General features: G+C 72.8%; 24 protein-coding genes. 12 read left to right on the top strand and 12 right to left on the bottom strand.

Annotated features, from left to right (window positions below; genetic code table 11):
- Positions 1–147: 147 nt before the first annotated feature.
- From ABEB00_RS10505 to ABEB00_RS10490, 4 genes are read left to right on the top strand one after another with little or no spacing between them, the layout of a single operon-like run.
- Positions 148–1,401 (top strand): ABC transporter substrate-binding protein, encoded by a 1,254-nt coding sequence (locus tag ABEB00_RS10505; protein WP_345618992.1) that lies wholly within the window; start codon positions 148–150, stop codon positions 1,399–1,401.
- An 11-nt stretch (positions 1,402–1,412) separates the two neighbouring features.
- A complete protein-coding gene (locus ABEB00_RS10500; protein WP_345618991.1) occupies positions 1,413–2,381 on the top strand; it encodes a carbohydrate ABC transporter permease in 969 nt (322 codons plus the stop codon).
- Positions 2,382–2,385: 4 nt separating this feature from the next.
- Positions 2,386–3,255: a carbohydrate ABC transporter permease gene (locus ABEB00_RS10495; RefSeq protein WP_345618989.1), complete on the top strand. Its 870-nt coding sequence runs from the start codon at positions 2,386–2,388 to the stop codon at positions 3,253–3,255.
- 49 nt (positions 3,256–3,304) lie between these two features.
- The gene (locus tag ABEB00_RS10490; RefSeq protein ID WP_345618988.1) at positions 3,305–4,681 is read left to right on the top strand and encodes a GH1 family beta-glucosidase; all 1,377 of its coding nucleotides are present in this window, start codon (positions 3,305–3,307) and stop codon (positions 4,679–4,681) included.
- 108 nt (positions 4,682–4,789) lie between these two features.
- Here ABEB00_RS10490 and ABEB00_RS10485 read toward each other — a convergent pair whose 3' ends face one another.
- Positions 4,790–6,031, bottom strand: a complete 1,242-nt coding sequence (locus ABEB00_RS10485; protein WP_345618987.1) for an ROK family transcriptional regulator — start codon at positions 6,029–6,031, stop codon at positions 4,790–4,792.
- Between the two features lie 176 nt (positions 6,032–6,207).
- Between ABEB00_RS10485 and ABEB00_RS10480 the strand changes: the two genes are divergently transcribed.
- From ABEB00_RS10480 to ABEB00_RS10470, 3 genes are all read left to right on the top strand, one after another.
- Positions 6,208–7,437 (top strand): MFS transporter, encoded by a 1,230-nt coding sequence (locus ABEB00_RS10480; protein ID WP_345618998.1) that lies wholly within the window; start codon positions 6,208–6,210, stop codon positions 7,435–7,437.
- A 123-nt stretch (positions 7,438–7,560) separates the two neighbouring features.
- Positions 7,561–8,313, top strand: a complete 753-nt coding sequence (locus tag ABEB00_RS10475) for a maleylpyruvate isomerase family mycothiol-dependent enzyme (protein WP_345618986.1) — start codon at positions 7,561–7,563, stop codon at positions 8,311–8,313.
- Between the two features lie 52 nt (positions 8,314–8,365).
- Positions 8,366–8,635, top strand: coding sequence for a DUF6332 family protein (locus ABEB00_RS10470; protein ID WP_345618984.1), 270 nt, complete (start codon positions 8,366–8,368; stop codon positions 8,633–8,635).
- Here ABEB00_RS10470 and ABEB00_RS10465 read toward each other — a convergent pair.
- Complete coding sequence (locus ABEB00_RS10465; protein WP_345618999.1) at positions 8,533–8,907, bottom strand: hypothetical protein; 375 nt, start codon at positions 8,905–8,907, stop codon at positions 8,533–8,535. The two genes, ABEB00_RS10470 and ABEB00_RS10465, sit on opposite strands and share 103 nt — an antisense overlap.
- 374 nt (positions 8,908–9,281) lie before the next feature.
- Here ABEB00_RS10465 and ABEB00_RS10460 point away from each other — a divergent pair, with 374 nt between their 5' ends.
- Positions 9,282–9,413, top strand: a complete 132-nt coding sequence (locus tag ABEB00_RS10460) for a hypothetical protein (RefSeq protein WP_345618983.1) — start codon at positions 9,282–9,284, stop codon at positions 9,411–9,413.
- Positions 9,414–9,489: 76 nt separating this feature from the next.
- Here ABEB00_RS10460 and ABEB00_RS10455 read toward each other — a convergent pair whose 3' ends face one another.
- Positions 9,490–10,794 (bottom strand): geranylgeranyl reductase family protein, encoded by a 1,305-nt coding sequence (locus ABEB00_RS10455; RefSeq protein ID WP_345618982.1) that lies wholly within the window; start codon positions 10,792–10,794, stop codon positions 9,490–9,492.
- 239 nt (positions 10,795–11,033) lie between these two features.
- Here ABEB00_RS10455 and ABEB00_RS10450 point away from each other — a divergent pair, with 239 nt between their 5' ends.
- Positions 11,034–12,389, top strand: a complete 1,356-nt coding sequence (locus ABEB00_RS10450; RefSeq protein ID WP_345618981.1) for a dipeptidase — start codon at positions 11,034–11,036, stop codon at positions 12,387–12,389.
- A gap of 182 nt (positions 12,390–12,571) precedes the next feature.
- Here the strand turns inward: ABEB00_RS10450 and ABEB00_RS10445 are convergent, their stop codons facing one another.
- The 3 genes from ABEB00_RS10445 to ABEB00_RS10435 all read right to left on the bottom strand — a co-directional run bounded on the left by ABEB00_RS10445 (position 12,572) and on the right by ABEB00_RS10435 (position 15,132).
- Complete coding sequence (locus ABEB00_RS10445) at positions 12,572–13,618, bottom strand: NUDIX hydrolase (RefSeq protein ID WP_345618980.1); 1,047 nt, start codon at positions 13,616–13,618, stop codon at positions 12,572–12,574.
- Between the two features lie 149 nt (positions 13,619–13,767).
- Positions 13,768–13,959 carry a hypothetical protein gene (locus ABEB00_RS10440; protein ID WP_345618979.1) on the bottom strand — a complete coding sequence of 64 codons (192 nt, stop codon included), beginning with the start codon at positions 13,957–13,959 and terminating at the stop codon, positions 13,768–13,770.
- 219 nt (positions 13,960–14,178) lie between these two features.
- Positions 14,179–15,132: an ROK family protein gene (locus ABEB00_RS10435; RefSeq protein WP_345618978.1), complete on the bottom strand. Its 954-nt coding sequence runs from the start codon at positions 15,130–15,132 to the stop codon at positions 14,179–14,181.
- 267 nt (positions 15,133–15,399) lie between these two features.
- On the opposite strand from ABEB00_RS10435, the gene ABEB00_RS10430 reads away from it, so the two are divergent.
- The gene (locus tag ABEB00_RS10430; protein WP_345618977.1) at positions 15,400–16,440 is read left to right on the top strand and encodes a LacI family DNA-binding transcriptional regulator; all 1,041 of its coding nucleotides are present in this window, start codon (positions 15,400–15,402) and stop codon (positions 16,438–16,440) included.
- A gap of 46 nt (positions 16,441–16,486) precedes the next feature.
- On the opposite strand, the gene ABEB00_RS10425 is transcribed toward ABEB00_RS10430, so the two are convergent.
- On the bottom strand, positions 16,487–17,785 hold the full coding sequence (locus ABEB00_RS10425; protein ID WP_345618975.1) for a DUF6986 family protein: 1,299 nt from the start codon (positions 17,783–17,785) through the stop codon (positions 16,487–16,489).
- 160 nt (positions 17,786–17,945) lie between these two features.
- Here ABEB00_RS10425 and ABEB00_RS10420 point away from each other — a divergent pair, with 160 nt between their 5' ends.
- Positions 17,946–18,863: an endonuclease/exonuclease/phosphatase family protein gene (locus tag ABEB00_RS10420; protein ID WP_345618973.1), complete on the top strand. Its 918-nt coding sequence runs from the start codon at positions 17,946–17,948 to the stop codon at positions 18,861–18,863.
- A gap of 108 nt (positions 18,864–18,971) precedes the next feature.
- Here ABEB00_RS10420 and ABEB00_RS10415 read toward each other — a convergent pair whose 3' ends face one another.
- The 4 genes from ABEB00_RS10415 to ABEB00_RS10400 form a co-directional block, all read right to left on the bottom strand.
- Positions 18,972–19,934 (bottom strand): electron transfer flavoprotein subunit alpha/FixB family protein, encoded by a 963-nt coding sequence (locus tag ABEB00_RS10415; protein ID WP_345618971.1) that lies wholly within the window; start codon positions 19,932–19,934, stop codon positions 18,972–18,974.
- An 84-nt stretch (positions 19,935–20,018) separates the two neighbouring features.
- Positions 20,019–20,807 (bottom strand): electron transfer flavoprotein subunit beta/FixA family protein, encoded by a 789-nt coding sequence (locus ABEB00_RS10410; RefSeq protein ID WP_345618970.1) that lies wholly within the window; start codon positions 20,805–20,807, stop codon positions 20,019–20,021.
- Positions 20,808–21,060: 253 nt separating this feature from the next.
- Positions 21,061–21,570 (bottom strand): flavin reductase family protein, encoded by a 510-nt coding sequence (locus ABEB00_RS10405; protein ID WP_345618969.1) that lies wholly within the window; start codon positions 21,568–21,570, stop codon positions 21,061–21,063.
- Between the two features lie 183 nt (positions 21,571–21,753).
- Entirely contained in the window at positions 21,754–22,134 is a 381-nt protein-coding gene (locus ABEB00_RS10400) for a thioredoxin family protein (RefSeq protein WP_345618968.1), read from the bottom strand.
- A gap of 222 nt (positions 22,135–22,356) precedes the next feature.
- Between ABEB00_RS10400 and ABEB00_RS10395 the strand changes: the two genes are divergently transcribed.
- Complete coding sequence (locus ABEB00_RS10395; RefSeq protein WP_345618967.1) at positions 22,357–23,085, top strand: lysophospholipid acyltransferase family protein; 729 nt, start codon at positions 22,357–22,359, stop codon at positions 23,083–23,085.
- Positions 23,086–23,104: 19 nt separating this feature from the next.
- Here the strand turns inward: ABEB00_RS10395 and ABEB00_RS10390 are convergent, their stop codons facing one another.
- The gene (locus ABEB00_RS10390; protein WP_345618966.1) at positions 23,105–23,698 is read right to left on the bottom strand and encodes a transglutaminase domain-containing protein; all 594 of its coding nucleotides are present in this window, start codon (positions 23,696–23,698) and stop codon (positions 23,105–23,107) included.
- Between the last annotated feature and the right edge of the window lie 79 nt (positions 23,699–23,777).

Below are 23,777 nucleotides of genomic sequence, written 5' to 3'. Positions count from 1 at the left end.
GCTCGCCATGGACCACCTCCTCGGCGTCCGGGCCTGACATCACTTCCCCGCGGGTCGGCCGGTGCCCGCGAACCTCATCCCCTCCCCCGCGTGACGCAGTGGTCGCGCGGGCGGGCCGGCACCCCCTCGCACCCAAGGGCATCCACCGTGACAGCACACCCTCCGGCCGCCGCGCGCCGCGGACGCTCGCGCAGAGCCGTCGTCCCGCTCGCCGCCGTCGGCGTCCTGATCGCAGGGGCGGCACTGACCGGCTGCGGTCAGCAGCGCGACCCCGACGTGTACACCGTGATGAACTCCTCCACCGACGAGTCGTACCACCGCTGGGACGCCGAGGCGATGGCCCGCTGCTCCGCGCAGTTGGGCGTCACCGTCGAGCAGCAGAGCGTCCCGGCGGCGCAGGTGATGACGAAGGCGCTGCGCATGGCGTCCTCCAAGTCCCTGCCGGACATCGTCCAGTTCGACGCCTCCGAGATGCCGACCTTCGCCGACGCCGGCGGTCTGGTCGACCTCAAGTCGCTGGGCATGAGCACCCGGGACATCCCCGACGGCATCGTCGACTTCGGCTCGTACAAGGGCACGTACTACGGCGCCGCACGGTCCGTGAACACGCTCGCGCTCTTCTACGACAAGGACCTCCTCGACGAGGCCGGTATCGCGGTCCCCACCACCTGGGACGAGATGCGCGCGGCCGCGAAGAAGCTCACCCAGGGCAAGCGGTACGGGCTCGCGCTGAGCGCGGGCGGCGCGGAGGACGGCGTCTTCCAGTTCACGCCGTTCATGTGGTCCAACGGCGGTGACGAGACGAAGCTCGACACCCCGCAGGTCGCCGGGGCCCTGGACTACTGGAAGGACCTGCTGAAGGACGGTTCGCTGTCGAAGTCGACGGTCAACTGGACCCAGGCGGACGTCAACGACCAGTTCATGGCCGGCAACGCGGCGATGATGATCAACGGTCCGTGGCAGGTGGAGACGTTGAACACGGACAAGTCGCTGCACTGGGAGATCGCGCAGATCCCGGTGCCGAAGGCGGGCGAGGACTCGGTCGGCCCGCTCGGCGGCGCCGTGCTCACCGTGCCCAACACCGGCGACGAGCGGCGGGAGAAGACGGCCGCCGACATCGTGACCTGCCTCTCCAGCCAGAAGGAGCAGCTCACCTACGCACTGAACAGTTGGATGGTCCCGGCCAACGCGAAGGCCGCCGAGGTGTGGCGCAAGCGGGTGCCCGAACTGGACGCGCTCGCCGACCAGGTGGCCGCCGCCCGCTCGCGTACCGCCAAGCTCGGCGCCGGCTGGTCGGGCGTCTCGCTCGCCCTGCAGAGCGCTTTCCAGTCCGCCCTGACCGGCCAGTCCAGCGAGGCCGCCCTGAAGCTCGCCCAGCAGCGGGCCACGAGCGGGAACTGAGGTTGAGCGCCATGACCACATCGACCGTCACCGCCTCGGCGTCCGGCAAGGACGCCGAGGCGGGCAAGGCCGGCCGGGCCACCGCGCCGGACCCGGCCCGTCTGCGCCGCCGGCGCCGACTCACGCAGTGGGGGTTCGTCGCCCCCGCCGTCGCCTTCATGCTGCTGTTCTTCGGCTACCCGCTCGTCCGCAACGTCGTGATGAGCTTCCAGCACTACACCCCGAAGACGTTCTTCACCGGTGAGTCCCCGTTCAACGGGGGCGACAACTGGTCGAACGTCTTCCAGGACGCCCTGTTCGGCAAGGCGCTCTGGCACACCCTGGTCTTCACGGCCGGATCGCTGCTCGGCCAGTTCTGCATCGGCCTGGCGCTCGCGGTCTTCTTCAGCCGCCGGTTCCCGCTCAACGGGGTGCTGCGCTCGCTGATCCTGCTGCCGTGGCTGGTGCCCATGGTGGTCTCCGGCATCGTGTGGCGCCGCATCCTGGACCAGGACACGGGGGTGCTCAACTCGTTCCTGGACACCCTCGGCCTCGGCGGTCACACCCCGTGGCTGACCAGCCCGCACATGGCGCTGCTCTCGGTGATCCTGGTCAACATCTGGATCGGCATCCCGTTCAACATGGTCATCCTGTACGGCGGTCTCCAGGAGATCCCGCGGGAACTGCACGAGGCGTCCGCGCTGGACGGCGCCTCCGCCTGGCGGACCTTCCGTTCCGTCACCCTGCCGATGCTCAAGCCGGTGGTCACGGTGGTGCTGGTGCTGGGCTTCATGTCGACGGTGAAGATCCTCGACCTGATCCTCGCCCTCACCGACGGCGGCCCCGCCGACTCCACGCAGACGCTGGGCACGCTCACCTACCAGAACTCCTTCGTGCAACTGGACTTCGGCGCGGGCGCGGTCGTCGGCAACGTACTCATCCTGATCTCCGCCGTGTTCGCGGTGTTCTACCTGCGGGCCAACCGCACCGAGGGGAAGTGACGTCATGGCCTCTCCCACGTCCACGCAGACGTCCACCGGCCAGGCGTCCACCGGCGCGGCGTCCGCCCGTTCCAAGCGCCGCCTGGGCTCCACCGTCGCCGGTGTGGTCATCCTGTGCGTGATGCTCTTCCCGCTGTACTGGATGCTCAACACCGCGCTCCAGCCGGAGGCGGGCCTGCTCGCCGTCGACCCGGTGCCCAGCGGCATCGACCTCTCCGGCTTCTCCAAGGCCATCAGCGACCAGGGCGGTCACCTGCTGACCTCGCTGGCCGTCTCGCTCGGCGCGGTCGTGATCTGCCTGGCGATCGCGGCGCCGGCGGCCTACGGACTCGCCCGGTTCGGGCTGCGCGGCTCCAGGACCATCGTCTTCGGCACACTGATCACCCAGATGGTGCCGGGCATCGTCATCGCCAACGCGCTCTACAACTCGTACGTCGATCTGGGCCTGGTCAACTCCTACTTCGGCCTGATGCTGGCGGACGCCTCGCTCGGCATCCCGTTCTCCATCGTGCTGATGCGCTCCTTCATGGTGTCGATCCCCGGTGAGGTGATCGAGGCCGCGCAGATGGACGGCGCCGGGCCGGTGCGGACCTTCGTCAAGGTCGTCCTGCCGATGAGCCGCAACTCGCTGATCACCTCGGGGCTGTTCGCCTTCCTGTTCTCGTGGAGCGACTTCATGTTCGCGCTCACCCTGAACACCACCGACGAGGTCAAGCCGGTCACGCTGGGCATCTACCAGTACATCGGCGCGCACGTCGGCGACTGGGGTTCGGTGATGGCCGCCGCCGTGCTCTCCGCGATCCCGGCGGCGATCCTCCTCGTCCTCGCCCAGAAGTACATCGCCGCCGGCATCACCGGCGGGTCCGTCAAGTGACCACCCCGACACAAGTGACCACCCCGAGAACGGAAATGGGCCCCACCGCATGACTGACTTCCCCGGCTTCCCGCCCGGCTTCGTCTTCGGCGCCGCCACCGCCTCGTACCAGATCGAGGGCGCGGCCCGGGAGGACGGCCGCGGTCCGTCGATCTGGGACACCTACAGCCACACCCCGGGTCTGACGGCCAACGGCGACACCGGTGACGTGGCCTGCGACCACTACCACCGCTACCGCGAGGACGTGGCGCTCCTGCGCGACCTGGGCGTGGACTCCTACCGCTTCTCGATCGCCTGGCCGCGGATCGTGCCGGACGGGTCGGGTCCGGTGAACGCCAAGGGGCTGGAGTTCTACTCCCGCCTCGTCGACGAGCTGCTGGAGGCGGGCATCGAGCCGGCCGCCACCCTGTACCACTGGGACCTGCCGCAGGCCCTGGAGGACCGGGGCGGCTGGCGGGTGCGGGAGACGGCGGAGCGGTTCGCCGAGTACACGGCGGTCGTCGCCGGGCACCTGGGCGACCGGGTGCCGCGCTGGATCACCCTGAACGAGCCGTGGTGCAGTTCCTTCCTCGGTTACTCCATCGGCCGTCACGCCCCCGGTGCCAAGGAGGGCCGGGGGGCGCTGGCCGCCACCCATCACCTGCTGGTCGGACACGGCCTCGCGGTCGAGGCGCTGCGGGCGGCCGGGGTGCGCGAGGTCGGCATCACACTCAACCTGGACCGCAACCTGCCCGCCACCGACTCCCCCGCCGACCTGGCGGCGGTGGTCCGCGCGGACACCCAGCACAACCTGGTGTGGACCGAGCCGATCCTCGCGGGCCGCTACCCGGCCACCGAGGAGGAGACCTGGGGCGAGCTGATCACCGAGGCCGACTTCCGCCGGGAAGGCGACCTGGAGCTGATCTCCCGGCCGCTGGACTTCCTCGGCATCAACTACTACCGGCCGATCGTGATCGCCGACGCCCCGCACCGCGAGCCCGACCCGGCGCTGCGGGTGGCCACCGACAACCGCTACGAGGAGGTCAGGCTCCCCGGGGTGCGGCACACCGCGATGGACTGGCCGGTGGTGCCGGAGTCCTTCACCGACCTGCTGGTGCAGTTGCGGAGCGAGTACGGCGACGCGCTGCCGCCGGTCCACATCACGGAGAACGGCTCGGCGGAGGACGACACCGTCTCCGCCGACGGCGCGGTGCGCGACACCGACCGGGTGGAGTACCTGCGCGGCCACCTCACCGCGCTGAAGGCCGCCATCGACGCGGGCGTGGACGTACGCGGCTACTACGTGTGGTCGCTGCTGGACAACTTCGAGTGGGCGTACGGCTACGACAAGCGGTTCGGCATCGTGCGGGTGGACTACGACACGCAGCAGCGCACGCCGAAGGACAGCTACCGCTGGTACCAGGAGCTGATCGCCGCACATCGGTGAGACCGGCTTGAGGTGCCTGGGGGGGCGGTTCGGTCCCCCAGGCACCCTCCAGGCCCCCCAGGCACCCTCCAGGCCCCCTCCAGGCCGCCGTCCAGCCCCTTCAGGCCGTCACCTCGCCGCCCGTTCCGCGTACGCCGCCGGGTCCTCCAGCACCTCGCGTACGATCACGCCGGCCGCGCCCCGGGCCGCGTCCCCCAGCGGGGAGGCGGCCCGCAGCCGTTTGCCGCCCTCGGTCCACAGGCCCGACACCACCCGCAGCGCGAGTTCGCGTTCGACGGCGGGCGCCAGCCAGTCCATCAGCTCCCGGTAGGCGCCGCCGAGCATGACCGCGTCGGGGTCGAAGAGGTTCACCGCGCCGGAGACCACGACGCCCAGTTGCCGTCCGGCCCGCTCGATCGCGGCCAGCGCGGCCGGTTCGCCCCGGCGGGCCCGGCGGCCGAGTTCGAAGACACCCGGCACGCCCGCGTCGGCGTCGATGCCGGCCGCCCGCAGCAGGGCGGCCTGACCGGCGTACTGCTCCAGGCAGCCCCGGGCGCCGCAGCGGCACAGCGGTCCCTCGGGGTCGACCACCATGTGCCCGATCTCCCCGGCGAAGCCGTGCGCGCCGCGCAGCAGGTCGCCCTTGAGCACCAGGGCGCCGCCGACGCCGATCTCGCCGGTCAGGTAGAGGAAGCTGCGTACGCCCTCGGTGCCGGCGCCGAACCACAGCTCCGCGAGAGCGGCGGCGTTGGCCTCGTTGTCGGAGCTGACCGGCAGCGCGCGGTGGGCGGGGCGCAGCGCGAGGAGCGCCTGCGCGAAGAGACCCTCGACGGCGACCCGCTGCCAGCCGAGGTTCGGGGCCTGGCGGACGCTGCCCCCGGTGACCAGGCCGGGCAGCGCCACATGGACACCGGCCGGCAGCAGGTCCTGCTCGGCCGCCGATCCGGCGGCGCGGGCGGCCAGCCCGGCCGCGTGGGCGAGCACCTCCGAGGGCGCGACGCCCCGGTTGTCGACGTGTTCGACCACGCGGACCCGGTCGGTGCCGGCCAGGTCGACGACGCACACGGCGATGTAGTCGATGTTGATCTCGACGCCGAGGCCGGCGGGGCCGGAGCGGGCCACCTTCAGGACGGTGCCGGGCCGCCCCGCCTGGCCGCTGCTGGTCTTGCCGCCCTCCGAGACGAAGCCGTGCTCCAGCAACTGCTCGACCAGGGACGACACCGCGGCCCGGGTCAGCCCGACGTGCGCGGCGATACCGGCCCGGGTCGCCTCCCCCACGTCGTGCACGGCTCTCAGGACGAGGCTGAGGTTGTGCCGTCGTACCGTGGCCTTGTCGGCCTTCGGCTCCAGGGGGGTCAGGTGGTTCTTCATCGTGGTGTCGAGCGTATGCGACGCCCGGCCCGACGCACCGCGCGCCCGCCCGGGCTCCCTCGCCGGGCACTCCGACACGACACCCCGGGCCCTGCGGGGCGTTCTTGCCGGCGTCCTACGGACGCTCCTACGCTCACTTTGTGCCGCAGATAAACAAAGCCTGTTCGCACAGCGCCGTGCCGGGCCCCCGCAGCGACCTGGTCCGGCTCCGTGCCGCCTTGACGGCCTTCTTCGCCCTCGACGGTTTCATCTTCGCCGGGTGGATCGTCCGGATCCCCGCCATCAAGGAGCAGACCGGCGCCTCCGCGAGCACCCTGGGGCTGGCGCTGCTCGGCGTCTCGGCCGGCGCCGTCGTCACGATGACCCTCACCGGGCGGCTCTGCCGCCGCTGGGGCAACCATCCCGTCACCGTCGTCTGCGCCGTCCTGCTCTGCCTGAGCGTCGCCCTGCCACCGCTCACCCACTCCGTGCTCGCCCTGGGCGCCGTCCTGCTGGTCTTCGGCAGCGCCTACGGCGGAATCAACGTGGCCTTCAACAGTGCCGCCGTCGACCTGGTGGCCGCGGTGCGCCGGCCCATCATGCCGAGCTTCCACGCGGCGTTCAGCCTCGGCGGCATGATCGGCGCGGGGCTCGGCGGACTGGTCGCCGGGTGGCTGGCGCCCGTGTGGCACCTGCTGGGCCTGACCGTGGCCGGCCTGCTGGTCACGCTGGTCGCGGGCCGCGTACTGCTGCGCATCGCGCCGCCCGGGCCGCCCGGGCCGCCCGGGCCGCCCGTACCGTCCGTACCGTCCGTGCCTTCTGTGCCTTCTGTGCCTCTTGGGACGCCCCGTCAGGACCTGGCCCCGCGCCGCCCGGACCGCCGGGCCCGGCGTCTCGTGCTCACCTTCGGCCTGATCGCCCTGTGCACCGCGTACGGCGAGGGGGCGATGGCCGACTGGGGCGCCCTCCACCTCCAGCAGGACCTCGACGCCTCGCCGGGGCTCGCGGCGGCCGGGTACTCCCTCTTCGCGCTCGCCATGACGGCCGGCCGGCTGACCGGCACCACCCTGCTGGAACGGCTGGGCCGGACTCCGACGGTGGTGGCCGGCGGCACGACCGCCGTGGTCGGCATGGTCCTCGGCGCGCTCGCGCCCTCGGTGTGGGTGGCACTCTTCGGCTTCGCGATCACCGGCCTCGGGCTGGCCAACCTCTTCCCCGTCGCGGTGGAGCGGGCCGGGGCGCTCGGCGGCCCGGGCGGGGTGGCGACCGCGTCCACGCTGGGCTACGGCGGCATGCTCCTCGGGCCTCCCGCGATCGGTTTCATGGCCGAGTGGTTCTCCCTGTCGGTGGCGCTGACGAGCGTCGCGGTGCTGGCCGCGGTGGCGGTGGCCGTCGCGGTGACGACCCGGCACGCCACGGCGGACTGACCGCCGGGGCCACCCCGCTCGGCCCCCGGCTCCCGGCTCCCGGACCAGGGGTGGGGGCGGGGGCGGGAGCGGGAGCGGAAAATGCCCGCCCTCGACCGCGCTCCGTCGGGCAGACTCCCCGCCATGGAGACTGCGATGTTCCTGGATGTCCTGACGCGTGAGGGCGAGTTGCTGGCCGCGGCCGCCGAGTCGGCCGGGTGCGACGCCCCGGTGCCGACCTGTCCGGGCTGGCGGGTGCGGGACCTGGTGACGCACACCGGAGTGGTGCACCGCTGGGCGGAGCGGTTCGTCGCCGAACGGGACTCCTCCTTCCGGCCGATGGAGGACGGACCGGACCTGGACGGTGCCGCGCTGCTCGACTGGTTCCGCGACGGCCACCGCCGGCTGGCCGGCACCCTCCGCGCGGCCCCGGCCGACCTGGCCTGCTGGCACTTCATGCCCGCCCCCTCGTCGCTGGCCTTCTGGGCGAGGCGGCAGGCCCACGAGACGGCCGTGCACCGGGTCGACGCCGAGGCCGCCCGGGGCGGCGCGCGCTCCGGGATCGCCGCCGACTTCGCGGTGGACGGCATCGACGAACTGCTGCGCGGCTTCCACGCCCGGGACCGGAGCCGGGTACGCAGCGAGAAGCCCCGTACGCTGCGCGTGCGCGCCACGGACGCCGGTAACGCCGGGAACGCGGTGTGGACGGTACGGCTGTCGCAGGAGCCGCCCGTCACCGAGCGCGGGGACGCCGGGGACACCGGGGACGCCGACTGTGAACTGACCGGAACGGCCGAGGCCCTGTACCTCGGGCTGTGGAACCGGCAGCCGATCCCGAACGTGACCGGCGACACCTCCCTGGCCGTCCTGTGGCAGGAGAGGTCGGGGGTGAACTGAGGCCGCGCGCGCCGGGCTTGCCCCACCGCGCGGTCCTTGTGGCACTCGGGGCATGAGCGGCGAGGGCGGACGGCGCACCCAGGCCCGACGGGACGCGATCACGGTCGAGATCGGATACGCGCTGTGCAGCGCGGCGTTCGCGGCGGCGGTGATCTTCGGCGCGGTGGCGGGCCCGGCGTACGCCTTCGGCCTCCCGGCCGGTGCGCGCGGCGTGCGGGCCTACGGAACGGCTTCGAACCGGACCGAGTTGAAGAGGAGCTGGTCCCCGGTGTCACCCGGCTCGACCGGGGCACCGAATCCCGTGCAACTGGGAAGGGTGTAGACGACGGCCCGCGCGTTCGTGAGGTTCACCGGCGAGCTGGACAGGGGTATCTGGTAGCAGGTGCCGTTCGACGGGTTGGTGATCTGCAGGGGCGTGCCGATGCCGACGTAGTGGAAGGTCCCGGTGGCCTGGGCTCCGGCCGTCGACGAGGTGGAGGCCGAGGCCGGCCCGACGGCCAAGCCCACCATGCAGGCGGCCGCCGCGATCCCGGCGGCCAGTCGTTTCGCCGGCTTCCTGGTGCTCTCCTGCTGAGGAACGGTACGTGGTGTCACAGCGACTCCTTCGAGAGTGACCACATGAGAGGTCGGTCAGCGGTGGTGTTCCGATCCGCTTCCCGTGCAGTCAGGCTGCGTGTGCTGGGCGGCTTTTCCCATGGTTCTTCAGGAGGGCCCGCACATCCCACCCGCCGGCGCACACCCCCACCGTGGCGCGCACACCGGAGTGCGGACCCCTGGGCGAACGCGTACGCCGGTGCGAATTGGGCGCTCTTCGTGTCCTGGCGCACTCCCTGTACGCCGCTGCACGCCCGCTGGACGGTGGGGACTCAGGCGTCCCGAAGGGCTTCCGGCGTTCCCGCGCCGACCTTCTCCATCCAGTGGCACACCGGGCAGACCGCCACCGTCCAGGCCAACGCCACTATCTCCAGGTGGCGACGGGCCCGGCGACGGACGTGACGCTGTGTCTGCTCGGCCTCGGCACCGTCTCCAGCATCTACCAGACCAGCATTTACCAGACCAGCATTTACCAGACCACCGTCATCGAGATCACCTCCGTGTGAACCGCCCACCCCGCCCGGTCACTTCCGCCGTGCTGTGCCGGGCGGGCCGGGGCGGGGTCCGCGGTTCAGCCGGTGGTCACGGAGTGACGTCGTCGCCGTCCCTGACCGCGGCCCCCTCCTTGCCCGCGTTCTCGGGCCCGTCCCCCTCTTCGCCGGGCGCCCCGGCGGCGGCCGCACGCCGGTCCAGCACGTTCAGGGCGCGCTGGGCCAGCGGATGGCCGCGGACCAGTTCCGCCAGCGTCGTCGAACCCTGCGTGATCTCCTTGAACGCCTTCCAGGCGGGCCTGAATCCGGTCAGTGCCGCGTGGAAGACCCCCGGGCGGCGCTCGAACGCCGCCAGCATCCGCTTGCCGACGCTCATCTCCACCCCCAGGCCGGCCTTGACGGCGAAGGCGTAGTTCAGGGCCTGGCGGCGGGCGTCCACGGCGTCGTGCGCCTCGGCGATCCGCACCGCCCACTCCCCCGCGAGCCGCCCCGAACGCAGGGCGAAGGAGATGCCCTCGCGCGTCCACGGCTCCAGCAGGCCCGCCGCGTCCCCGCAGACCAGGACGCGGCCCCGCGACAGCGGCGAGTCGTCGGCGCGGCAGCGGGTCAAGTGGCCCGAGGAGACGCTCGGTTCGAAGCCGGCCAGGCCCAGCCGGCCGACGAAGTCCTCCAGGTAGCGCTTGGTCGCCGCGCCCTCGCCGCGCGCCGAGATGACGCCGACCGTGAGCGTGTCGCCCTTGGGGAAGACCCAGCCGTAGCTGCCGGGCATCGGGCCCCAGTCGATCAGGACCCGGCCCTTCCAGTCCTCCGCGACCGGCTCCGGCACCGGAATCTCCGCCTCCAGGCCCAGGTCGACCTGGTCGAGTTTCACGCCGACGTGCGCGCCTATCCGGCTGGCGCTGCCGTCGGCGCCGACGACCGCCCGGGCCAGTACGGTCTCGCCGCCCTGGAGCACCACGGCGGCCGTACGCCGGTCCGGCACCGCCGAACCGTGCTGTTCCACCCGCGTCACCGTCACGCCGGTGCGCAGTTCGGCGCCCGCCTTCTGCGCGTGCTCGACGAGCTGCTGGTCGAACTCGGGCCGGTTGATCAGCCCGAACAGCATCTGCCGGGACCGGCGGGTACGGGTGAACCGGCCGTTGTGGGAGAAGGTCACCGCGTGCACCCGGTCGCGGAAGGGCAGCTCGAAGCCGGGCGGCAGCGAGTCGCGCGAGGGACCGATGATGCCGCCGCCACAGGTCTTGTAGCGGGGCAGTTCCGCCTTCTCCAGCACCAGCACGCGCCGTCCCGCGACCGCTGCCGCGTAGGCGGCCGAGGCGCCCGCGGGTCCGGCGCCCACCACGACCACGTCCCACACCTGACGCGTGTCGTCCGCCGAAGAGTTCTCGCTGCTCACGATGGTCTACTGCTCCGATCAAGCCGCATGCCGCTCCTGTCCCGAGCATCCTACGGCGGGCATCGGCGCAGGCCACTGTGGGAGTATCGGCAATGTATGCGCCCTGCACACACCAGGACCCGCCTGCACCGCACGATCACTCGTGCGCAGAAACCTTCACACAACCGCTCATCGGCGTGCCGAAATCGGTACGCACCGGTGTGCATCGGTTCAACTTCGCACCCACAAGGAGCGTGCCCATGTCGTCGAATCCGGTCGCCGAGACCGTCGCCTCGCTGATGCCCAGGGCGAAGACGGAGCTGGCCGAGCTGGTGGCGTTCAAGTCGGTGGCGGACTTCGACCAGTTCCCGAGGAGCGAGAGCGAGGGCGCCGCGAACTGGACGGCCGACGCGCTGCGCGCCGAGGGCTTCGAGGACGTGGCCCTGCTCGACACCCCGGACGGCACGCAGTCGGTGTACGGGTACCTGCCCGGCCCCGAGGGCGCGAAGACGGTCCTGCTCTACGCCCACTACGACGTGCAGCCGCCGCTGGACGAGGCCGGCTGGTCCACTCCGCCGTTCGAGCTGACCGAGCGGGCGGGCCGCTGGTACGGGCGCGGGGCCGCCGACTGCAAGGGCGGCGTCATCATGCACCTGCTGGCGCTGCGCGCGCTGAAGGCGAACGGCGGCGTGCCGGTGCACGTCAAGGTGATCGCCGAGGGCTCGGAGGAGCAGGGCACCGGAGGTCTGGAGCGGTACGCCGAGGAGCACCCCGAGCTGCTCGCGGCGGACGCCATCGTCATCGGTGACGCGGGCAACTTCCGGGTCGGGCTGCCGACGGTCACCGCCACGCTGCGCGGCATGACCCTGGTGCGCGTGCGGGTCGACACCCTCGAAGGCAACCTGCACTCCGGCCAGTTCGGCGGTGCGGCCCCCGACGCGCTGGCGGCGCTGATCCGCGTCCTGGACTCGCTGCGCGCCGAGGACGGTTCCACGACCGTCGACGGGCTCGGCGCCGAGGAGCGCTGGGAGGGCCTGGCGTACGACGAGGCACAGTTCCGCGAGGACGCCAAGGTGCTGGACGGCGTGGAGCTGATCGGCTCCGGCACGGTCGCCGACCGCATCTGGGCGCGGCCGGCCGTCACGGTGCTCGGCATCGACTGCCCGCCGGTCGTCGGGGCCACGCCGTCCGTGCAGGCGGGCGCCCGCGCGCTGGTGAGCCTGCGGGTGCCGCCGGGCACGGACGCCGGTGAGGCCACCGCACTGCTCCGGGCGCACCTGGAGGCGCACACGCCGTGGGGTGCCCGGGTCGGCGTCGAGCAGGTCGGCCAGGGCCAGGCGTTCCGCGCCGACACCTCCAGCCCGGCGTACCAGGCCATGGCGGACGCGATGGCGCGGGCGTATCCGGGCGAGGAGATGAGTTACGCGGGCCAGGGCGGTTCCATCCCGCTGTGCAACACCCTCGCCGCGCTCTACCCGCGCGCGGAGATCCTCCTGATCGGTCTGAGCGAGCCGGAGGCCCGGATCCACGCCGTCGACGAGAGCGTGTCTCCGCAGGAGCTGGAGCGCCTGTCGGTGGCCGAGGCCCTGTTCCTGCGCAACTACGCGGCGGGCTGAGCCGCCGGATCCCGGCCGGCCGGCCGCACCGCCCGGTGACGCGCGCGTCCGGCCCGGCACGGGCGGCAGGCGCCGCGGGGACAGCAGGGGCCGCAGGGACGGCAGGTGCGGCAGGGACGGCAGGTGCGGCAGGTGCGGCAGGACCGGAGTCGTCCGGACAGGTCGTGGGCCTCCGGCCGGGGTCAGCCGCCGACCGGCACACCGGCCTCCAGGTAGAGCGCCACGCCGCGCTCACGGGCGCGCAGGGCCCAGCGCAGACGGGCGTAGCGGACCGGTGGGAGCAGGTCGGCGGCCTCCTCCTCGGTGGCGAAGCGCCAGGCGCGCAGCTCGGGGCCGGGCAGCAGGAGCCGGTCGGTGGCGGCGGAGTCGAGGTGCCCCCCGTCGAAGAGCAGCCGCAGGCCGCCGTAACCGGGGGGCGCCGGCGGTTCCCAGTCGACGACCAGCAGGCCGGGTACGTCGTCCAGGTGGACGCCGGTCTCCTCGGCGACCTCGCGCATGCCCGCGCGGGCGGGCGCCTCGCCGGGTTCGACGACACCGCCCGGGAACTCCCACCCGGCCTTGTAGGTGGGGTCCACGAGCAGCACGCGGTCGTGTTCGTCGAAGAGGAGGACGCCGGCCGCGAGCGTCTCGGCGGTGGGTTCCGGGGTCTGCACGATGTCGCAGCCGGGCACCGCGCCGGTGCCGACCGCCTCGGCTATCCGGGCGGCGGTCTCGCGCGGGGTGAGGACACCGTTGTCGACGGGGTGGGCGTCGGCCATGAGCCAGGCGGCGAGCGCGGCCCGGTAGGGCTCGATGTGGTCGTACGACCACTGCCGCACGCGCAGTGCGCCGTCGGGGAGGTCCGGGGTGGCCTCGCGGTGGGCCGCCCGCTCACGCAGGATCGTTTCGGCCGGCGTGAGCAGGATGTGCTGGACAGGTATGCGGCGGGCGGCGAGGCCGCCGAAGATCTCGTCCCGGTACTCCTGGCGGAGCAGGGTCATGGGAACGACGAGCGTGCCGCCGAGTTCGGCGAGCATGGCGGCGGCGGTGTCGATGACCAGACGGCGCCAGATCGGGAGGTCCTGGAAGTCTCCGGCCTCGGCGAGGCGTTTGGGCGGCAGCAGGTGCGTCAGCGCCGCACCGAGGACCTCGGGGTCGAAGAGCGTGCTGTTCGGGATCACCTCGATCAGTTCCCGTGCGGTGGTGGACTTCCCCGCACCGAACGCGCCGTTGATCCAGACGACGGTCACAGGTCCCCCTCTTCTGTTGGCCCCTGAGGCTTGCCCGCTCCACCCTGCCATGGAAACCAGCCGCAGTTGAGGGGGCGTGACGACGGCGCCGACGCCCCTGGTGGGAGGCGTCGGCGCCGTGGTGTTCCGGCCATGCGCCGCGGAACGCGTCAGTGCTTGGTCCTGTCGTCCGGCGTGGGGTCGTGAGGGGCCAGGCTGTCGTCGAGGACTTCGACGTTGCTGAGGGCGTCCGTGACGTTGAGACCGGCGGGGAGTCCGCCCACCGCGTGGGAGGGGGTGACGGCCGCGACCACGAAGCCGGTGGCGAGGGAGGCGAGGGCGAACATGCTGCGCTTCTTCATGCCGGGTTCAACTGCGTGAGCGGCCGGAGGTCACCGACGAACCCCGCAACGGCCCCGGACGGGCGCCAGAACGACCCTGCCGGGCCCCTCACGGACCGGTGCCGGCCACCCGCCACGACACCATCCCGGCCACGTCATCACCCCGGCCACCCGCCGCCGCCCGGTCTCCGGACGGGCGCCGCGAACCGGCCTCGGCCGTCCACCGCGGGCGCAACGCCCTCAGACACCCGCCGCGGTCACCCCCGCCGTCCTGGTGAGCGCCGCCGCGGCCGCCCCCACCAGCCCGGCGTCCGTGCCCATCTGGGCCGGCGTCACGGCGAGCCGCCCCACGAAGGAGAGCGTCGCGTACTCGGTCAGGGCCCGGCGCAGCGGGGCGAAGAGCACCTCGCCCGCCTTGCCCACGCCGCCGCCGATCACGGCGATGTCGATCTCGACCAGGGTCGCGGTGGCCGCGATGCCGGCGGCCAGCGCCTGGGCGGCCCGTTCGAAGGAGGCGACGGCGACCGGGTCGCCCGCGCGGGCGGCGGCGGCCACCGCGGCGGCGGAGGCGTCCCCGTCCGGGCCGGGGCTCCAGCCGCCCTCCAGCGCGCGCCGGGCGATGTTGGGGCCGCTGGCGAGGCGTTCCACGCAGCCGCGCGCGCCGCACGGGCAGAGGTCCCCGTCGAGGTCCACGCTGATGTGCCCGATGTGCCCGGCGTTGCCGGTCGGGCCGGGGTGCAGCCGGCCGCCCAGGACCAGGCCGCCGCCGACGCCGGTGGAGACCACCATGCACAGGGCGTTGTCGTGCCCGCGCGCGGCGCCCTGCCAGTGCTCGGCCGCCGTGATCGCCACGCCGTCGCCGATCAGTTCGACCGGCAGACCGCCCGCGGCGGCCCGCACCCGGGCCACGAGCGGGTATCCCCGCCAGCCGGGCACGTTCACCGGGCTCACCGTGCCCGCGGCGGCGTCCACCGGGCCGGCGCTGCCGATGCCGACGGCACCGGCCCGCGCCCACAGGGGTGAGGCGCTCAGTTCGCCGAGCACCTCCTCGACGGCCCGCATCACGGTGTCGCCGTCCTCCCGCGCGGGCGTCGCCCGTTGGGCGCGCACCAGGATCCGGCCGTCGCCGTCCACCAGCGCGCCGGCGATCTTGGTGCCGCCGATGTCCAGCGCGGCCACGAGGTCGGTGTGCATCAGAGTCGGATCTCCCCGTCAACCATCGGAAAAGTCAAGCAGATGAGCCAGGCCGGTCCCGCGTCGGGCATGCGGACCGGGAAGCGCGTTGCCAGTGTCCACCGCATCTGACAACGTTGTCCAGGCTCTATGCTCGACGCCACATCCTCATACAGACCCATGGACGACGCACCCCCTGTGGACGACAGTGGCCGACTCACGTCCGTGGCCGACGAGAGCCGACGCTTCCCCGTGGACGACAGGACAGGACACCCGCTAGTGCCCGAGATGCCCCGCCGCGCAGACCACCTCCCCGGGAACCGCTACGGCAACCGGCCCACCATGAAGGACGTGGCCGCCCGGGCCGGCGTCGGACTGAAGACGGTCTCACGCGTGGTGAACGAGGAGCCGGGCGTCACCCCGGAGACCGAGCGCCGCGTGCAGGAGGCCATCGACGCGCTGGGATTCCGACGCAACGACAGCGCGCGGGTGCTGCGCAAGGGCCGCACGGCGAGCATCGGCCTGGTCCTGGAGGACCTCGCGGACCCGTTCTACGGGCCGCTGAGCCGCGCGGTGGAGGAGGTGGCGCGGGCCCATGGCGCCCTGCTCATCAACGGCTCCAGCGCCGAGGACCCGGACCGGGAGCGGGAACTGGTGCTGGCCCTGTGCGCGCGCCGGGTGGACGGGCTGGTGGTGATCCCGGCCGGGGACGACCACCGGTATCTGGAGCCGGAGCTGAAGGCGGGGGTGGCCACGGTGTTCGTGGACCGCCCGGCGGGCCGGATCGACGCGGACGTGGTGCTCTCCGACAGCTTCGGCGGCGCCCGGGACGGGGTGGTGCACCTCCTGGCGCACGGCCACCGCCGGATCGGCTTCATCGGCGACATGCCCCGCATCCACACCGCGGCGGAGCGGCTGCGCGGTTACCGGGCGGCCATGGAGGACGCGGGCATACGCGTGGCGGACGACTGGATGTCGCTGGGGGTCACCGATCCGGAGCGGGTGCGGCGGGCGGCCGAGGAGATGCTGGCCGCCCCGGAGCCGGTCACCGCGATCTTCACGGGCAACAACCGGGTGACGGTGACCGTGGTCCGGGTCCTGGCCGGGCACCCGCGCGGGGTCGCGCTGGTCGGCTTCGACGACATAGAGCTGGCCGACCTGCTCAGCCCGGGCGTCACCGTGGTCGCCCAGGACGCGGCGGCGCTGGGCCGGACCGCGGCGGAGCGGCTCTTCCGGCAACTGGACGGAACGCTGCTCACCCCCGAGCGGGTCGAACTGCCGACCCGGCTGATCACCCGGGGCTCGGGAGAACTGCCGCCGGCGGGCTGAGCGGACGGGCGGGTCCCGGCGCGCCGGGACCCGCCCGGGTACGCGGCTACCGGGCGGACGCCGTCAGGTCGCCGCGCCGGGGTGCCGAGAAGCCCTCCAGGTCGGCGCGGGTCAGCCCGGCGAGGCGGGCGACCTCGCCGGCGTCGAGGGCGCCGCAGTCCAGGCCGCGCAGCAGGTAGCCGCTGAGGGCCTTGGCGGTGGCGGGCTCGTCCATGACGTCGCCGCCGGCGCGGTTCGCGTAGCGGGCGAGGCGGGCGGCGGCCTGTTCGAAGCCCTCGCGGTAGAAGGCGAAGACGGCCGCGTACCGGGTCGGGATGTGGCCGGGGTGCATGTCCCAGCCCTGGTAGTAGGCGCGGGCCAGGGCGCGGCGGGTGAGGCCGTAGTGCAGGCGCCAGGCGTCGTGGACCTTGGCGGTGGGGCCGACGGGCAGCACGTTGGTGGAACCGTCGCTGACGCGTACGCCGGTGCCCGCGGCGGCGACCTGCATGACCGCCTTGGCGTGGTCGGCGGCCGGGTGGTCGCTGGCCTGGTGGGCGGCGGAGACACCGAGGCAGGCGCTGTAGTCGAAGGTGCCGTAGTGCAGGCCGGTGGCGCGGCCCTCGGCGGCCTGGATCATGCGGGCGACGGTGGCGGTGCCGTCGGCGGCCAGGATGGACTGGCTGGTCTCGATCTGGATCTCGAAGCCGATCCGGCCGGGCTCCAGGCCGCGCGCCTCCTCGAACGCCTCCAGCAGCCGCACCATGGCGGTGACCTGTTCGGCGTACGTCACCTTCGGCAGGGTGAGGACCAGCCCGTCGGGCAGGCCGCCGGCCTCCAGCAGGCCGGTCAGGAAGATGTCGAGGGTGCGGATGCCCCGGTCGCGGACGGCGGCCTCCATGCACTTCATGCGGATGCCCATGTACGGGGCCGCCGTGCCCTCCGCGTACGCCTGGGCGATCAGCCGGGCGGCGCGGGCGGCGGCCTCGTCCTCCTCGGCGTCGGGGCGGTTGCCGTAGCCGTCCTCGAAGTCGACGCGGAGGTCCTCGATCGGCTCGCGCTCCAGCTTGGCGCGCACCCGCGTGTGAACCGGTTCGGCGAGGTCGTCGGCGAGGCCGAGGACGGCGGCGAAGGCGGCGGCGTCCGGGGCGTGCTCGTCGAGCGCGGCGAGCGCCCGGTCGCCCCAGGAGCGGACGGTGTCGGCGGCGAAGGCGTCGCCGGGTACGTAGACGGTGTGGACCGGCTGCCGGGTGCCGGGGTCTCCGGGGTAGCGGCGTTCCAGCTCCGCGTCGACCGGTGCGAGAGTGGCGCTGATCTCCTCGCCGACGCCGCCCGTGAGACTCGTCGCCACCTTCTCCTGCTGCCCCATCCCCACACCTTCCACTAGCACTTTTTTCCGCTGTACGGAATCAATAATCCGCAGAGCGAAGTTATCCGGCGACCTTCCCGCCGGTCAACACCGTCTTGCGCGCCGGTCCGTCCGCCCCTTTGATGTCGTTGACGCCGTCGCTGTCCCGAAGGAGGCCGAAGTGCCGAAGCCGAGCCGGGTCACCCGCCGGGTCACCCGCCGCCTGAGCCTGAAGACCGCCCTGGCCGCCGCGGTCGCCGCGCCGCTCTCCAGTACAGCACCGTCCGCCGTGTCCGCCGCGCCCCGGCGTGGCTCCGTGCCGCGCCTGGAGGTCATGTCGTTCAACCTGCGCTTCGCGAGCACCTCCGAACCCCACGGCTGGGCCGTGCGCAGACCGGTGACGCGCGCGCTGCTGCGCCGGGAGCGGCCGCACGTCATCGGCACCCAGGAGGGCCTGTACCAGCAGGTGCGCGACATCGAGGCCGATCTCGGCGGCCACTACGACTGGATCGGCACCGGACGCGCGGGCGGCAGCCGCGACGAGTTCATGGCCGTGTACTACGACACCCGCCGGCTCGCCCCGCTGGAGTACGACCACTACTGGCTCTCCGGCACACCGGACGTGATCGGCTCGAACACCTGGGGCGGCGGCTCCATCCGCATGGTCACCTGGGTCCGCTTCCGGGACCTGCGCGACGGCGGCCGGGAGTTCTCCGTGCTCAACACCCACCTGGACAACGCGAGTCAGTACGCACGCGCGCATGCCGCCTCGCTCATCGCCGAACGGATCGCGGGCCTGGACCGGGCGCTGCCCCTGCTGGTCACCGGGGACTTCAACGTCGCGGCGCACGGCAACCCGGTGTACGACACACTGCTGGGCGCCGGTCTCGTCGACTCCTGGGACGCGGCGGCCGGGCGCGGCCCCCTGTACGGCACGTTCCACGGCTACCGGCCGCTGGTGCCGGACGGCGACCGGATCGACTGGATCCTGACCACTCCGGGCGTGACCGTGCACCGGGCGGAGATCAACACCTTCTCGCGCGACGGCCGGTTCCCGAGCGACCATCTGCCGGTGCAGGCGTCGCTGACGCTCGGCTGAGCCGGGGCACGGCGGCTCAGGTGCGGGGACGACGGCCCGGTCCGGGGCACGACCGAGGCCCCCGGGACCGTCGCCGGTCGCGGGGGCCTGGGCGAGGCGCCGGGGGGCTCAGCCCTTGCGGGTCCTGATCTCCTCGGTGAGCTGCGGGACGACGTCGAAGAGGTCGCCGACCACGCCGTAGTCGACCAGGTCGAAGATCGGGGCCTCGGCGTCCTTGTTGACCGCCACGATCGTCTTCGAGGTCTGCATGCCGGCGCGGTGCTGGATCGCGCCGGAGATGCCGGAGGCGATGTAGAGCTGCGGCGAGACGGACTTGCCGGTCTGGCCGACCTGGTTGGTGTGCGGGTACCAGCCGGCGTCCACCGCGGCGCGCGAGGCGCCGACGGCCGCGCCGAGCGAGTCGGCGAGGGACTCGATGAGCGCGAAGTTCTCCGCGCCGTTGACGCCGCGCCCGCCGGAGACCACGATCGCGGCCTCGGTCAGGTCCGGGCGGCCGGTCGACTCGCGCGGCGTGCGCGAGGTGACCTTGGTGCCGGTCGCCTGCGCCGAGAACGTCACCGACAGGGCCTCGACCGCACCGGCGGCCGGGGCGGCCTCCACGGCGGCGCTGTTGGGCTTGACCGTGATCACCGGGGTGCCCTTGGAGACCCGGGTCCGGGTGGTGAATCCGGCGGCGAACACCGACTGGGTGGCGACCGGACCGGAGTCGCCGGCCTCCAGGTCGACGGCGTCGGTGATGATGCCCGAGCCGATACGCAGCGCCAGCCGGGCCGCGATCTCCTTGGCCTCGGCGGAGGACGACACCAGCACGGCGACCGGGGACACCTGCTCGACGGCGGCCTGGAGGGCGTCGACCTTCGGCACGACCAGGTAGTCGGCGTACTCGGCGGCGTCGTCGGTGAGGACCTTGACCGCGCCGTGCTCGGCGAGGACGGCGGCGGTGTCGGCGGCGCCGTTGCCCAGCGCGACGGCGACCGGCTCGCCGACCCGGCGGGCCAGGGTCAGCAGCTCCAGGGTCGGCTTGCGGACGGCACCGTCCGCGTGGTCGACGTAGACGAGAACTTCAGCCATGGGACTTCTTCTCTCCTGCTTGGATCAAGACGATGGGCGGTCGGCGGAACAGGCCCGGACGAGCGTCCGGCCCGTGCGGCCGCGTCAGACGAACTTTCGCTCCGCGAGGAAGGCGGCGAGCTGCTTGCCGCCCTCGCCCTCGTCCTTGACGATCGTGCCCGCGGTGCGCGCCGGACGCTCGGTCGCGGAGTCGACGGCGGTCCAGGCGTTCTCCAGGCCGACCTCGTCCGCGTCGATGCCGAGGTCGGACAGGTCCCACGCCTCCACCGGCTTCTTCTTGGCCGCCATGATGCCCTTGAAGGACGGGTAGCGGGCCTCGCCCGACTGGTCGGTCACCGAGACCACGGCCGGCAGGGACGCCTCCAACTGCTCGGAGGCGGCGTCGCCGTCCCGGCGGCCCTTGACCGTGCCGTCCTCGACCGCGACCTCGGAGAGCAGGGTCACCTGCGGCACGCCAAGCCGCTCGGCGAGCAGCGCGGGCACCACGCCCATGGTGCCGTCGGTGGAGGCCATACCGGAGATCACCAGGTCGTAACCGGCCTTCTCGACCGCCTTCGCCAGCACCAGCGAGGTACCGATGGCGTCGGTGCCGTGCAGGTCGTCGTCCTCGACGTGGATCGCCTTGTCCGCACCCATCGACAGCGCCTTGCGCAGCGCGTCCTTGGCGTCCTCCGGACCCACCGTGAGAACGGTGATCTCCACGTCGTCGTCGGAATTCTCAGAGATCCGCAGCGCCTGCTCGACCGCGTACTCGTCCAGTTCGGAGAGCAGGCCGTCCACGTCGTCGCGGTCGACGGTCAGGTCATCGGCGAAGTGCCGGTCGCCGGTGGCGTCGGGCACGTACTTCACAGTGACAACGATCCTCAAGCTCACGCCGGCTCTCCTACTGCATCGACATTTTTCCGTGCTGCCTCTTGCAGGCAGCATAGGCGCCCCAAGCGGCCGATCCCGGCCGGGGCGACCTGCGCTCCACCCGAAATATTACTCGTCAGTACATCCAGTTCCTGCCCGCTAAGCAAGCGCTTTGAACTGTGACCTGTGCAACGCAGCGTAACCGCAACCGGACACCCTCGTGGAGCCGCCCCGGGCCGGGTTCCGGACCGGTCCGGAACCCGGCCCGGGGCGGTCAGTCGCGCAGGCCGCCGAAGCGTCCCTGGTGGTACAGGAGGGGACGGCCGGCCCCCTCGGGGTCGCCGAGGAGGACCTCGGCCAGGACGATGCGGTGGTCGCCCGCGGGGACCCGGCCCACGACGCGGCAGACCATCCAGGCGAGGACGCCGTCCAGGACGGGTACGCCCTCGGGGCCGCGGCGCCACCGAGTGGGCGGGGCGAAGCGGTCGGCGCCGCTGCGGGCGAAGGTGGCGGCCAGCTCCTGCTGGTGCTCGCCGAGTATGTGCACGCCGACGTGGGCGGCCTCGGCCACCGCCGGCCAACTGGAGGAACCGGTGCCGATGCCGAAGGAGAGCAGCGGCGGCCGGGCCGAGACGGAGGCGAGGGAGGTGGCGGTGAAGCCGACCGGACCGGCGTCCCCGCCGGCCGTGATCACGGCGACTCCCGCCGCGTGCCGCCGGAAGACGGACCGCAGCAGAGCGGGGGTGTCGAGCCGGAGCCCGGCCAGGTCAGGTGTGGCCGTCATGCACGAAGTCCTTTCGCTCCGCGTCCCCGGCCGGGCGGAGGTGGCCGGGAGCCATAGGGTCAGGCTGACGATAGTTGGTGCGCGCAGTCAAGTGGGCCCCGGGATGCGGGAGGGGAGCGGAAGGCGGGGTGACGTACGCGGACGCGGCGGGCGTCCGCCTCCTCCGGCCCGGCCCGACGGGTCTCACACCGCCTCCCCGAGGGCCGCGATCACGTCCGCCTTGCGCGGCTGTCCGGCCGCCCTGCGCACCACGCGCCCCGCGGCGTCCAGCACCAGCACGGTCGGCGTGGAACGGATCTCCAGGGCGCGGACCAGTTCCAGGCGCGCCTCGGCGTCGATCTCGACGTGGGCGACGCCGGGGACCAGAGCGGCCACCTCCGCCAGCACCCGCCGGGTGGCCCGGCAGGGGGCGCAGAAGGCGCTGGAGAACTGCACGAGGGTGGCCCGCTCGCCGAGTGCCGCGCCCAGGTCGGCCGCCGCGAGCCGCCCCGCTCCGTCCCGCCCGCCCACTCCCGTCCCCCCTCGCGCTGTAGGTACGTCGTCCGTGCTCTGTACGTGCCTCATCCTCGGTCCCAGCGTTCGCGGGGGCCCGGGGATTCCCGATTTCCCCACTCGCGCGGAACCGATCCGTCCGACGTGATGAGAATCTCGCCGCACCCGGGCACTGGGGCTGGTACACCGCTCGTTCTTGGGGCACGATCTGCGACAAGCCGTAAACCTACGGCTGCGTAACTTTCGACTGGGAGTCTCCCTTCCCAGGCAGAGCAGGAAGGGTCCGCCCCGCCCATGGCCGAACTCGTCTACCGTCCCGTCATCGGTTTCGCCCGCACGTTGTTCAAGGTGTGGGACCTGAAGCTGGACTGCCAGGGGTCGGAGAACATCCCGCGCTCGGGCGGCGCCGTACTGGTGAGCAATCACATCAGCTATCTGGACTTCGTCTTCAACGGCCTGGCGGCGCTGCCGCAGAAGCGGCTGGTGCGCTTCATGGCGAAGGAGTCCGTCTTCCGGCACCGGATCTCCGGTCCGCTGATGCGGGGCATGAAGCACATCCCGGTCGACCGCAAGCAGGGCGAGACGGCGTACGCGCACGCCCTGGACTCGCTGAGATCGGGCGAGATCATCGGCGTCTTCCCGGAGGCCACGATCTCCGAGTCCTTCACGCTCAAGGGCTTCAAGTCGGGCGCGGCCCGCCTGGCGCAGGAGGCGGGCGTCCCGCTGGTCCCGATGGCCCTGTGGGGCACGCAGCGGCTGTGGACCAAGGGCCACCCCCGTAACTTCAAGCGCAGCCACACCCCGATCACCATGCGGGTCGGCGAGCCGATGGAGGCACCCCGGGACCAGTACGCGGGCGCGATCACCCGCCGGTTGCGCGACCGTGTGCAGGAAGTACTGGAGGCGGCGCAGCGCGCCTATCCGGTCCACCCCAGGAACCCGGACGACACCTGGTGGATGCCGGCCCATCTGGGCGGCACCGCCCCGACACCGGAGCAGGTCCGGGCGGCCGGGGCGCACTGATCCCGGAAAGTCCCGCCCGTCACAGGGCGGCCGGGAGGGTCCGCCACAGGTGCGGCCGGTCGGTGGCCGCCTTGAGCGGCTCCAGCACGGCCGGGTGCGGGGCGGCGTACAGCACCGGGTGGTCCTCCTCGCCGGACCGCGGGTCGGGGACGAAGGCCAGCCGCTCCCCGTCCAGGGAGAAGTGCGCGTCGACGCCGGATCTGTTGCCGCGCGGGTCCTGCCGGTGCCAGGCGCCGCGGAAGCGGACGGCGACCAGGCCGTGCACCACATGCCCGCTCCCGTCGTCGTGCAGCAGTCGCTGGTAGCACAGCGCGGCGGGGATGTCCTCGGCCCGCAGGAGCGCGGCCAGCGCGTGGGCCTTGGCGTGGCAGATACCGGTGCGCCGCGCCAGCACGTCGGAGGCCCGCCAGGTGACGCGCAGGTCGCCCGAGTCCTGCGAGTGCGGGATCTCGTCGCGGACGAACTCGAAGGCCAGCCGCGCATATCCATACGAGTCCTGCGCGTCCCGCGCGAGGCGCGCGGCCGTTGTCCGCACCTGCGGATGGTCATGGTCGACGACATCGTCCGCGGCCAGATAGGCGGACAGCTCGGGGTTCTGCTGGATCAGCTCCATGCCCGCAGAGCATAGAAAGCGATCACCCGAAGGTCAATATACTTTCGAGTGATCGCATACCTATGCATGTATCGAGGGG

The organism is Streptomyces ziwulingensis (assembly GCF_039542605.1).
In the GTDB taxonomy this organism is placed as follows: Bacteria; Actinomycetota; Actinomycetes; order Streptomycetales; family Streptomycetaceae; genus Streptomyces; species Streptomyces ziwulingensis.
The sequence above is the reverse complement of the archived record's forward strand: the minus strand, read 5'-3'. Positions and strand labels throughout refer to the sequence as shown.